Below are 13,055 nucleotides of genomic sequence, written 5' to 3'. Positions count from 1 at the left end.
TTAATTCCAACCAGGATTTTGAGTCAATCCGTATTTCTTGTTCACCTCTGACGGTGGGAATGCTGACAAATACCACTTCGGACTAAAATTACTCCACCATGCACGGGAAGGATTCACTAGCGGAAACGCTTCATGAGTGAATTTCGTTGGTTTAGGATAAATACTGCTGTTTCCGGTACTTCCGGACCAAGGCGTATTTCCTCCCCCATCATTTCTATAAATCTTCAATCCATGGAGTTGTTTTCTAAAAAGATCTTCTCTTTTATATCGTGTCATGTCAAACAGACGTACATCTTCCAAGCCTAATTCGCAAGCACGTTCTCTGAGGATCTCTTCCAGCAAGGCATCAGCGTCAGTCGTCAGATTCTTGCCGGGATTGCAAACCGCCAAGTCTCCTAAACCAACACGGGCACGTACTTTATTTACTTGCTCAATAGCACCTGGCAGATCATTCTTCGATTTAAGCAAAGCCTCCGCATAAATCAGATACATTTCTGCCAGACGCAGATATGGCCATTGCAGATATTTATCTTTCAGAGAATTGACACCTTCCTTATAGAACTTGTAACATCCGAATCCGGTAGCATATTTGCCTGTCTCTTTCTCTGTATCATTAATATTGTCACGTCCTCCAATCCATAATTCGGCAGCATGATCTCCAAACTGTGTTCCATTCACCAGCATCGTTTCATACAACCGTGGGTCACGAATCGGTTTATTGTAATCATTATCCGTATAAAACAAGTCTGTAGCAGTATTCAACTGGAAAGGTTCGCCATTACTCATTGGAAACATCTCCATAAATTCCAGTGTGGGGGTCAATCCACCCGTAATAACTGTACCATTTCCGCTATTGACAAAAATATACTGCCATTCATCCCATGAATTAAATTTACCGAAACGGGAAATATGCGTAGAAATCAACAGTTCTTTATTATTCTCACGGGTAAAATAGGCCTTATTATACGCATCTCTGTAACCTTTTGCCGTAGCTTCCGTTGCCTGTGTCAGTTCATAATACCCTCTTGATTGAAGTTCTGTAAAGAAATCAACACAAGCCTGCAAACACTGGTCCCATAACTCCGGTTTGTAAGCACCATACCACACCTGATGATTAGTCACAGCATCTTGCGGCGGCTCCGTACAATAGGGGACATTGTCATTAAACAATGGGCTGGCTGCAAACAAAAGAATCTTACACTTGAGCCCCATAGCAGCTGCTTTGGTAAAGCGTCCTTGCCAATTCGTGTCATCCGTACCTAAGTCCCACGGAAGTTGAGGAGTAGCAGCAGCCTCATCTAAAAGATTAATCATGTAATTCACCGTTTCTTCCACCGTAGCGCGAGGCAATTCATAAGAAGGCTGCACGTCATAGGTTTCCTTTATTAACGGAAGCCCTCCAAAGTGGCGAAACAAATCAAAATAACGAGATGCTACAATCACTTTAGCTTCTGCCGCCAAACGTTTTTTCTCCGCATCTTCCATATCCGGAACCCGCTCTACATTCTCCACAAAAAGTAATGCAGCACGAATCGCCTCCCAACAATTCTCTTTAGTATAACCAAAGCGCGTATCATCGCTACTATCCTCATCACCTGCCTTATAAGAGCCTGAATAGTATTTCCGGTTAATTCCATTCCAATCCGTGTGGCTATGCCAGCAATCGGACATCATTTCAAAGATTCCTGTGTTCATTTTCCCCTCCACCGTATTCCAATATACAGGGAGCGCGTAATAAAGTTTACTATAAGTATTCCACAGGAAAGCACGAGCGTACGTAGCTTTTCCGAAGATTGTATCTTGCGTTACCGCTACCCCCGGAGCCTTTTCTAAAAAGCTATCTCCAAATTTCACTTGATCGACACAAGAAGAGGAAAACAAAGCTACTCCTGCCAATGTCGCTATAAACCATTTACTTAAATGTTTCATCATATTATTCATAAAGTATTAGAATCCAAGTTTCAATCCAATATTAAATACACGTGTCAAAGGATAATTAGGGCGGGAGCTCTGACGAGATTCCGGGTCTCCCCATTTGAATCCGGTAATAGTAATCAAATTATATCCATTTACATACAACCGGCAATTATCCATCTTCAGTTTCTTCATGAAAGGGAAATTGAAATTATAACCTATTTCCACACTTTTCAGACGCAAATAGCTGGCATTAATCAAATACAAGTCAGACCCTGCATAATTATTGGAAGCATGCAAACTAGAAGTACGCGGGAATTTAGCAGTGAATGTATCAGCCGATGAACGCCACGTTGTATCATACTGATAAAGCAACAATCCTTTTTCATTTGTGTCACCCAACGGACGTCTGAATTCGTCTAACATCCGATCCACATTCCAAGCTCCTGTCCATTGCATGGAAAAATCAAAATTCTTCCAACTGAATCCGGTATTCAATCCGGCAGTGTATTCCGGCATATCGGTATACCCTATATCGCGCGTAGCATCATTGGAATTTATTTCACCATCGGCATTCAAATCCACATAAACGCAATCACCCGGCACCAATGTAATACCATGATTAGCTATCGGACGTCCAAACTCCTCTTGATAACGCATATCTGCCGTTTCATCATAGAACCCCCAAAACTTATACATCGAACGGGAACCTATTCTACGTCCAGTCTCATACATCCAAGGCTCATTTTGATCTACCTCATTCTTATAGACAATTTTATTCCTTGAGAAAGAAATATTAAAGTTTGCCCAATATCTGAAATCATTTTTCAGAGTTTCGTTCCATTTCAACTGTACTTCAAATCCTCTATTCAATGTCTCCCCAACGTTAACAGAAGGAAGTGACATACCTAGAATTGCCGGCAAATAATCGGGTTTAGATAAAATATCACTACGATCTTCCCTAAAGTAATCTAAAGAAACCGTCAAACGCTCTGCCAGGAAGGTGGCATCCACTCCATAATTCTGCTTTACTGCAGTTTCCCACTTGGCATCCGGATTAGAACGGCTGACTTCACTGGCACCGGGCATTTTATTTCCAACATTCTGCCCGAAATAATATCCTCCATCACCATATTGATAAGAATCAGGCAAATATAAGAATCGTTGTGATACATCATTACCCACCATTCCTACAGAAGCACGTAGTTTTAAATAATTCACTACACTTTTAATCGGTTGGAAGAAAGATTCCTCACTTACAACCCAGCCCAATGAACCTGCCGGGAAGAAACCATACCGATTTCCTGGACGAAAGTTTTCCGAACCATTATAACCCGCATTAAACTCTGCCATATAACGGGTTTTCCAATCATAAGTCACACGTCCTACCAAACCTACATATCCGGTAGGAATGTCAGAGTACTCTGACGGATAGTATTTCTTTGATTGATTATAGAGTAACAATGCTGTCACATTATGATCCCCAAACTTACGGGCATAATTCAATGCCAGTTCCATATACCAGTTGCGCGCCTTAGAAAAACCGTTATCAGGTTCCCCATAACTTAATTGAGAGTCAGTCCCATATTTACGAAGAGAAATAGATCCATCAGCATTTGCAACAGGTGTATAATAAGCCTTGGATGAACTCGCTTTCTTAGTATTAGCATATTCTGAATTATAAGCACCTTTCAGTTTTACGGACAATCCTTTTGTGATAAAATCCAACTTTTGATTCAATGCAAGGTCTACATTCAACACATTTGTTGTCTTTGTCTGAAAGCCTTTTCCATAATAAGAGCTCAATCCATCCACTCCCGTAAAAGGAAGAACTTCAGAATTAGATACAACACGTTCACCGTTTACAATACCTGCACCCGCAAAAGGAACCGCCCAATAAAGTTTGCGGAACAATTGATTCTGATCTTCACCTGATTCCGGAGTACGCTTTGTCTCTATACGACCGCCAATATTGACTGACAGTAAGGTTGTTTTCGTTACATCAAAATCCAAATTAGCACGATAATTGTATCGTTTGTAATCAAAGTTAAAATCATCTGTCGCATTAAACTGCTTGAACATACCGCCTTGCGTGAACAAACCGGCAGAAACAAAATATTTCATATTACTAGTTCCACCAGATATATTCACATTATGCTGAGACTGAAAAGCAGCCTTATTCATACAATAATCAATCCAATTAATATCCGGATACATCAACGGATTAGAATGATTGCGGAATGTTTCCAACTGTTCATCGCTAAAAGTAGCCACCCCACCATCATTTACTTTCATCATATTATAATAGGAAGCATACTGGTAAGAATTAGCGAACTCCAGATCCTTCGTTCGCACATTGACACCAGCCGATGTAGAGAAAGAAACCTTAGCCTTACCTTCTGCACCACGTTTGGTTGTAATCAAGATAACACCATTGGCACCACGTACACCAAATACAGCCGTAGCTGAAGCGTCTTTCAACACAGTCACGCTCTCAATTTCATTCGGATCAATCTGAGAAAAGTCACGTTCTACACCATCAACCTGAATCAGCGGTTTCGCATTGTTCCATGTAGCGACACCACGCACATAAATATCTGCTGCATCCGCTCCCGGCTCACCGGAATATTGTACAGAAGAAATACCGGTGATTTGCCCGGATAATACATTAGATAAAGATCCTGCCGGAGTCTTCAACAGATCATCCCCCTTCATAGATGAAATAGCTCCTGTGATAGATACTTTTTTCTGTACACCATAAGCTACTACTTGCACTTCACCCAGTGTCTGTGCGTCTTCTTCTAATACTATATTTAGACTAACACCTTTCTTTGCGGTTACCTCTTTATCCTTGTAACCAATAAAACTAATTTTGATTTTCGCACTTGCACCGGATACATTGATTGAAAACTTACCCTCAAAATCGGTAATGGTTCCTTGTGTCGTTCCTACAACCTTTACATTGGCCCCAATCACCGGTTCACCATAGGCATCCTTCACTACACCTGTGATTCTTGTAGAATTCTGTTGTACTACCTCCGGCATGGGAGTATCGTCACCATAGCCGTTCAGAGGAATCAAAAGAAATAAAAACAAAGGGAATACGATTGGGAGTAACCGTTTCTTCCCGACTTGTCTTCCATGGAAGGTCTTTCGCTTTTCCATTCAGTATAAAATTAAGATTAAACATTAAATAAACAAATCTCATGATCCTTAGGAATCACAACGCAAAGATAGAAACCTCCCCTCCTACCAACCTCCAAAGATGCTTTTTAGAGGTAGAATTTTAGACATTCGCCTTTTTTGAATGATAATTCGACATAAAAAAGAGCATAGAAAACTTTCCCTATACAAAGTACAAGGATTAAGCAGAACAAGATAATATAAAATAGAAAGGTAAACCAGAACAGATTTCTACTCGTGCTCTTTTTCAACTACAAATTGGTCGAGGTATTCAGAAGGTAAAACTCCAAACTCTTTCTTGAAGCAAGCACTGAAATATTTTGGATCATTAAATCCGACCGCATAAGCCAATTCGGAGACACGTATACTATTTCCTTTTTCCTCCATAATCCGGCAAGCCGATTTCAAACGGACGTTCCGGATAAAGGCAGAGGTGTTCAGCCCAGTCAAAGACTTTAGCTTCTTATATAAAGTAGATTTACTAGTTTTCATTTCATCCGCAAACTGGGGTTGGTCAAATTCACAATCTTCCAGATGATTATTCACACAGTCAATGGCTCGTTGCATAAAATCCTCATCCAGACTGGTATAATTCAAATCTTTTAATTCAAAAACCAGCTGTTTCTTAAATTCGTGCGCCATACGCTCCTTATATTTCAGCAAATTACGAATACGTGCATGCAATACAGCCAAATTGAAAGGTTTGCTTATAAAAGCATCCGCCCCTACCTCATACGCTTCCGCCCTGTCCTCTTCCTTATTTTTAGCAGTCAATAGAATCACAGGAATATGACTGATTTCCAGTTTCCCCTTCACATATTTACAAAACTCCATTCCGTCCATCTCCGGCATCATCACATCAGACACAATCAAATCAATGTCTTCATTCTCCAACACTGCAATGCCTTCTTTTCCATTTTCAGCAGTAAAAACATTGTATTCATGCCTCAAGAGTTTCGTCATTAAATGCAATAGTTCCTCATTATCTTCTATTACTAATATAGAATTTGCCTTTTCGGCCGTAACTAATATTTCATCAGACTGTTTCTCATCCATTTCTTCTTCATAAGCTACTAATTTCTGAACCGGTAAGATTACTTCATCATCAATTTGTTCTTCCCTGAAATAAGAACGGTCAATAGGAAGGCGGATAATAAACTCTGTTCCCTGTCCTTCTTCACTTTCCACAGTAATAGTTCCTTCATGCAACTCTACCAAATCTTTAGTTAATGAAAGCCCGATTCCTGTACCAATGGTATTAAATTTCCGGTAATCACCCTCGTAGAAACGACGGAAAAGTGTCTTTTGTTTCTCTTTCGATATCCCTTTCCCATTGTCCTTTACACGTAAAAGCACCCAATCTTTATTTTCCGCATAGGATAAAGTTACCTGAATAAAACCATCTTCTTTGGTATATTTTGCAGCGTTAGACAGAAGATTATAAAGAATCTTATCCAATTTATCCGTATCAAAATAACCAATGATTGATTCCGGATCACACAACACAGAGAAATGTATCTTTTGTTTCTTAATCAAAGGCTGAAAACTTTCCGCCCCATTTTTCACAAAGGAAGCGATATCTCCCGGAGATACACGAAGCCTCAGATTGCCGGTTTCCGCTTTTCGAAATTCAAGGATTTGTTGTAATAAACGTATCAACCGACGAATATTACTATTCATCACCACATACAAGTCTGTATGCTTTGGAGCTTGTATTTTAAGCTCATCTACGGTAGCTGAAATAATTGTCAACGGAGTCAGCAATTCATGGGTAATATTTGTGAAGAACTGCAACTTGGCATGGTTCAACTCCTCCGCTTTCGCCTTCTCCAATTCACGCAAACGGAGTTCATTCCGTAGTAAAATACGATTTTTCGTTATTCTGTATAGTCCAATGACAGTTCCAATGACAATCAATAAATATAAAATATATGCCCACCAGGTTGCCCAAAATGGAGGAAGCACAACAACCGTCATTTCCCGAATATATCCATTCCAAATACCATTCTCATTTGTCACTTTCAATTTAAATTTATACGTCCCGCTTTTCAAATTATTATAGTAAGCAAAACGACGCTCGGCGCTTGTATAAACCCAATCCTTATCAAATCCCTCTAACTGATAAGCGTATCGGTTAAGTTCGGGATTCTTATATGTCAGTGCCGCAAACTCTATATTGAAGTTATTATATTTATAAGGTAACTCTATTTTCTGAGTAAAAGCAGGAGTTAATGGAGATATTTCCCGTTGCACCTCCAAAGGTAATGTACTTATGGAACGATTGAATATCTTTATATCCGTAATTGCAAACTGAACATCTCCTTGAATATCTTCCATATCCTCAGGAATAAAGCTATTATAGCCTTTATAACCACCAAAAAACAATTCTCCCTCCCGACTGCAAGCAGATTGAGCGATAAAGAAATTTCCTTGTAGCCCATCAGCTTCTGTGTACACACGAACAACCGGTTCGTTACTTTTCATTTGAGCACCCAGTTTTACCAAACCGACATTCGTCCCCAACCACAAATTTCCATTTTTATCTTCTTCGATACTTCCGACCATATCTCCGGGAATATTATATTCCTGATTTTTCTCTTCAAACCGGTCATTCTGTCTATTATACAGATAAATTCCTCCCCCTTCGGTGCCAACCCATAAACGTCCCGATTTATCTATGTGCAAACACAATACATTATTGGTCAGCATTCTTTTATTATAAAAACTATAATTATAATATTTCAAGGTAGACGGATTTCGGATGTCACCTTCAATATGAATCAGACCATAATTCGAAGTGGCTATCCACATACTATTATCACTATCGGCAATTATATCCCTTACATAAAACCAATTCAATTGAGCACCATCTACAAAACTCATATTTTCGAATAAAAAGCTATTTCCATCCGCCAACTGTACACCTAAACTTCCACGTGTACCTACCCAACAATTAGCATATTTGTCTTCATAAAGTGCAGAAACACAAGAAGAACCTAAGAATTTACAATTTTCCGGAGTCAGGTTTCTTACCCTTTGTCCTTTGTGGTAAGCAAATATTCCACCATCATACGTTCCAAACCAAATTTCTCCACTACCCTTTCTCTGGACGACAGAAAAAACTGTGGGAATAGTCATTCCGGTAAATTCCGGCATTTGTGAATGCGACTTCAATTTTCCTGTTGCATATTCCAGACAAGCTAATCCATAGGTACCGATCCCCATCCAAATATTATTGTCAGAATCTGTAAACAAAGACCGTACGGAAGTGGTCGGAATATCATCATCGGCAAAATTCAAACTATGAAAGGTAAACATAGACTGATGTGTATCTGCATTCAGGACTCCTCCTCCAATAGAACCAAGCCACATCATACCGGAGTTATCACGTATAATGGAATTTATTTCATCACAAGAAATATAATGAGAAGAGCCGCGGGATTTATAATTAATAAAGTGTCCGGGAGTATCATTGCTCATAATACTCAACCCGCTACGTGTTCCTACCCACAAAGTATTGGTATTCAAGTCTTCAGATATATCATATACAATATCATCGGATAAACTAATATTGTCACCTAATTTATGCCGATAGTTCACGTAAGATACCCGTTGCAGGTCTTTCGGATTATTGAGTTTAAAAAGTCCGCAATTCCAACTACCTACCCATATATTTTTATTGGTATCTTCGTAAATAACATGAGCAGAATTACGTTCATTCAATTGAGGATAAGCATAAAACTTGCCGGTAGAAGGGACATACCTATATAATCCCGACGACCATGTACCAATCCATAAATCACCTTCCGAGTCTTCGAATAAAGATTTGATAGCAGTATAATCCAGGACTCCATCAGTCTGTTCCCGATGATAAACTACAAATGAATCTTTTTCGGCAATATATTTGCACAGCCCGGAATCCGTTCCCAGCCATACAGAATGATCCCGAGTAACCAGCAAACAAGATACGACATTATTAGGAATTTCAGGAGCCAGAATTTTTCTGATCTCCCCTGTTTTTTTATTAAGAATATTCAAGCCTTCCTGAGTGCCAATCCACAAGTTGTGTTTATAATCATCCACCAAACAAAGTATGTTGTTATTAGTCAGTAAACCGGGGGCGTAAAGATTTGATTTATATAACGTTGCCTCATAGCCATCATATTGATAAAACCCGTAACGGCTAGCCAACCAGATAAAGCCATCCTTATCCTGATAAACTTTCTGGATTTCATCTGTAGGCAAATTATTAAGAGCAGGCAGTTTCTTAAAATTCAAATGTGAAACAATATCACCTTCGAATGCGAAAAGTAAAGTTGAAAATAAGGCACAAAAAATAGAGGCATAAAACCTTCTATTGATATAAGAATATTGATTGTTTTCCATAATACAATAATTGTAATATTTGCAAAGATAAAAAAGTTTTATGTATATATAAGGAGAATTATCATTCTTTTTAATCGATTTTACACGCAAAAACGCCCTTTTCTGTAATTGAATGATATATAACCGTTATCGAAACATATTTGCTCCAAAGATTTGATTAAAAGAATTATCTTTGAACCCTGAAACAAATACCTCAAGTCATGAAACATTTATTTATCAGGTTTCTTTTATTTTACCTGTTTTTTATTGGAATAAGCCCAATAAACGCACAACACAGAAAGTCTGCTAATCCTATTTTATCCGGCTTTCATGCCGATCCGGAGATCTTATACTCCCGGCAGACCAAACGTTATTATATCTATCCTACCAGTGACGGTTTCCCCGGTTGGGGTGGAAGTTATTTTAAAGTCTTCTCTTCAAGGAATTTGAAGGAATGGAAAGAAGAAAGAGTCATTTTAGATATGAAAAAAGATGTCTCTTGGGCAAACGGAAATGCTTGGGCCCCCTGTATTGAAGAAAAGGAAATAGACGGGAAATATAAATACTTTTTTTATTACAGTGCAAATTCTGTCACTAATAAAGGCAAGCAAATAGGAGTAGCCACGGCAAACTCACCGACCGGTCCGTTCACCGATTCCGGAAAACCGATTATCACTTCCTCACCTGTCGGACAAGGGCAACAAATTGATGTGGATGTATTTACTGATCCCACATCAGGCAAAAGTTATCTCTACTGGGGGAACGGCTATATGGCAGGGGCCGAACTCAATAATGATATGCTGTCTGTCAAAGAAGAAACAATCACGGTGATGACTCCCAAAGGCGGAACTCTGCAAACGTATGCTTTCCGAGAAGCTCCCTATGTATTCTTCAGAAAAGGAGTTTATTATTTCCTATGGTCCGTTGATGACACGGGATCACCCAATTATCATGTAGCTTATGGGACCGGCAATTCTCCATTAGGCCCCATTCAGGTTGCCAAAGAACCGATTATTCTCATACAATCTCCTAAAGATGAAATTTACGGTCCGGCACATTGTTCGGTTCTTCAAGTTCCTGACAAAAAGGACAGTTGGTTTATCGTATATCATCGTATTAATAAGGAATATCTGAAACATGGACCGGGTTGGCACCGTGAAGTCTGTATAGACCGGTTGGAATTTAATAAAGACGGGACAATCAAGCAAGTAATTCCCACACCCTAATCCCATTATCAAGTTTCATTAGAAAATGATAAATCAGGATCAGGTAAAGTCAGTTTCCTTATGGGAAACTCTAGTTTCCAAGGCTCGAAACTTTAGTTTCAAAGGTTTGAAACTAGAGTTTCAGAGTCTTGAAACCAATCGTTTCACTAAGGGAAACACTTTGTTTCTCGGTGAGAAACAGAATCGTTTGCCTTAGCTACTTTTTCGCCTGTAGACTCTATCTAAATTGAAGGTGATAGGTGATAGATTAGGTGATAGGTTAGCGACAACCTATCACCATTCTGAATGTACGATGAACAAGCAGTTTCAGAAGGGCGGTGATAGGTTGAAAGAGGATTCTTGTTTTTTACATAGGAAGAGGATCGCGAATATACAGGGTCCGGCATTTATAATGTTTCTTCTATCCGATCAGAAAGCACAATTCCTCCTTGAGGATAAACTTCTAATTGCACCCTTCCCTTTTCTTTTACCTTCAAAGGTATAAGCTGAGGTTCTCCTCTCTTATCATCTTTATAAAGAGACACTGTTTTTCCGGCAAACATATCCAAATCAAGCTTCAATTTTAACGGTTCACTTCCGGCATTTACAGCTGCTACATACCAAGTATCTCCATGACGACGGGCTAAAACTATGTATTTTCCCGGATAACCTTCAATGAAACGTGTTTCATCCCAAGTGACAGGAACCTGTTTCATAAAATCCATGCAAACCGGAGAAACATCATTCAGATTATTCGGAGCAAGAGCAAAGTTCTGAACGGGATTTTGGAATAGTATGGCTGTCGCCAACTGGAATATGTCAGTAGTACGACGAGTGGTGCCTCCGTCATTGTTACGATTCAGACGCTTGTTCAGGAAGCAGCCGCCAAACTCCATACAGCCTACTGCGTTGCGAATGAACGGATGCAGGCAAGTATTGAATGCTTCTTCATCACAGAAATGCTGGCTGAACACCATATTCTCGGAAGCCAACACAGCTTCGCTGCCTACATAATTAGGATACATACGTTCCCAGCCGCGAGGTAAGGTGCAACCATGGAAGATTACCATTAGCCCGTGGTCATCCGCATCGCTCAGGATCTCTTCATACAGGCGCATCGTCTCCTGTTTGTCGCCACCGAAAAAATCGACTTTGATTCCTTTTACACCCAGGCTTTGCAGCCATTTCATTTCACGTTTGCGGATGATTGCATTGTCCATGTGATTAATCGGGCCTTGTTCAATGTCATTCCAATAGCCGGAGGAACTGTACCACAAAAATAATTCCACTCCTTTGCCACGTGCGTAGTCAATCAGAGATTTCATACGTTCACGGCCGATATTAGTATCCCACCAGTTATCTATCAGTGCATATTCATATCCCATAGCGGCGGCAAAATCAATGTAACGCATCTGGTCGTCATAGTTGATACTGCCGTCCTGCCAAAGAATCCAACTCCATGTGCCACGCCCGAAACGATAGTCATGCTTCGTCTCATAAAGAGGGTTTACGACATCCCAAGGAACAGTGGTTTCCACAATCGGTTTCAACGTTTCGCCGACGGTAATCGTACGCCAAGGGGTAGCACCGGGTAATGCGAATGCCGGAGCAACCGTTCCGTTGCCATTATTCTCTTCGGGCATCGGGAACGCCACTGTGTACAGATTGCCTTCACTGACATCGCTCAAACGGGAACCGCAATAGCGACTGTCTACTCCTGTTTCGCTCACCAACACCCAACCGGCGTCACCGATACGGAACAGACAAGGGAAAGTATATCCATGACCGTACTGCGAACGTTCGCTCATCGGTGCATCCGCTTTATATTCTTCTTCATAACTCGGTTTTGTGCGCTTCCATCCGATCATCGCATCGCTCTGCGGACACAGGAAAGTTGTAGTCTGCCGCGGAAAACGGAAACCGGTCTGTTCATGATTGACGGTAACGCTGCCTTTCCCTCCCTGTCGCGGTAAGGTATAACGGAAAGCGACATCATTATTACTTACGCGGAAAACGATTCCTATCTTCTGTCCCTGCGCATTCTCCAAATTACAAGTCAGTTCATTCGCACGATAATGTACTTGGGAAGTCTTAATACGTGTCTGATGATAGACAGTGTCTATCACCTCTACGGAATGTCCCGACAACTTCAGGGCTTTCGTAAAGTCGCCTATATTCGTGCTGATTCCCAAAGGAGATTTTTCCAGCATTGCTTTCCCGTTGTAGGTAACGGAATAGCAGGGAGTTTCTTCGTCCTGCACAAATACAACTAATTGCAGTTTCTCATCCGGGCCTTTCACTACTACATCTTGTGCTGCAAGGCTATTCAGGCTGAGAGATATCGCCAATATGCTTACAATGTTTTTCATATATACTAATTCCAGCTTA

The 13,055-nt window shown here is 40.3% G+C and carries 5 protein-coding genes; 1 reads left to right on the top strand and 4 read right to left on the bottom strand.

Annotation, left to right across the window (positions count from 1 at the left end):
* The 3 genes from CGC64_RS05295 to CGC64_RS05285 all read right to left on the bottom strand — a co-directional run bounded on the left by CGC64_RS05295 (position 1) and on the right by CGC64_RS05285 (position 9,483).
* Positions 1-1,941, bottom strand: coding sequence for a RagB/SusD family nutrient uptake outer membrane protein (locus CGC64_RS05295; RefSeq protein WP_005678957.1), 1,941 nt, complete (start codon positions 1,939-1,941; stop codon positions 1-3).
* A 6-nt stretch (positions 1,942-1,947) separates the two neighbouring features.
* Positions 1,948-5,079, bottom strand: a complete 3,132-nt coding sequence (locus CGC64_RS05290) for a SusC/RagA family TonB-linked outer membrane protein (RefSeq protein ID WP_005678956.1) — start codon at positions 5,077-5,079, stop codon at positions 1,948-1,950.
* A 249-nt stretch (positions 5,080-5,328) separates the two neighbouring features.
* Positions 5,329-9,483 (bottom strand): hybrid sensor histidine kinase/response regulator transcription factor, encoded by a 4,155-nt coding sequence (locus CGC64_RS05285; RefSeq protein WP_005678955.1) that lies wholly within the window; start codon positions 9,481-9,483, stop codon positions 5,329-5,331.
* Positions 9,484-9,683: 200 nt separating this feature from the next.
* Here CGC64_RS05285 and CGC64_RS05280 point away from each other — a divergent pair, with 200 nt between their 5' ends.
* On the top strand, positions 9,684-10,688 hold the full coding sequence (locus tag CGC64_RS05280; protein ID WP_005678954.1) for a family 43 glycosylhydrolase: 1,005 nt from the start codon (positions 9,684-9,686) through the stop codon (positions 10,686-10,688).
* Between the two features lie 386 nt (positions 10,689-11,074).
* Here CGC64_RS05280 and CGC64_RS05275 read toward each other — a convergent pair whose 3' ends face one another.
* Positions 11,075-13,036 carry a glycoside hydrolase family 97 protein gene (locus CGC64_RS05275; protein ID WP_005678953.1) on the bottom strand — a complete coding sequence of 654 codons (1,962 nt, stop codon included), beginning with the start codon at positions 13,034-13,036 and terminating at the stop codon, positions 11,075-11,077.
* Between the last annotated feature and the right edge of the window lie 19 nt (positions 13,037-13,055).

This window comes from Bacteroides caccae (assembly GCF_002222615.2).
GTDB lineage: Bacteria > Bacteroidota > Bacteroidia > Bacteroidales > Bacteroidaceae > Bacteroides > Bacteroides caccae.
Note: the sequence above shows the minus strand (reverse complement) of the source record. Positions and strands in the feature narration are given on the sequence as shown.

What these genes read in the sequence shown, in the direction of transcription:
- CGC64_RS05295 (WP_005678957.1), bottom strand. Translation starts at nt 1,941, where the DNA reads ATGAATAATATGATGAAACATTTAAGTAAATGGTTTATAGCGACATTG.
- CGC64_RS05290 (WP_005678956.1), bottom strand. Translation starts at nt 5,079, where the DNA reads ATGGAAAAGCGAAAGACCTTCCATGGAAGACAAGTCGGGAAGAAACGG.
- CGC64_RS05285 (WP_005678955.1), bottom strand. Translation starts at nt 9,483, where the DNA reads ATGGAAAACAATCAATATTCTTATATCAATAGAAGGTTTTATGCCTCT.
- CGC64_RS05280 (WP_005678954.1), top strand. Translation starts at nt 9,684, where the DNA reads ATGAAACATTTATTTATCAGGTTTCTTTTATTTTACCTGTTTTTTATT.
- CGC64_RS05275 (WP_005678953.1), bottom strand. Translation starts at nt 13,036, where the DNA reads ATGAAAAACATTGTAAGCATATTGGCGATATCTCTCAGCCTGAATAGC.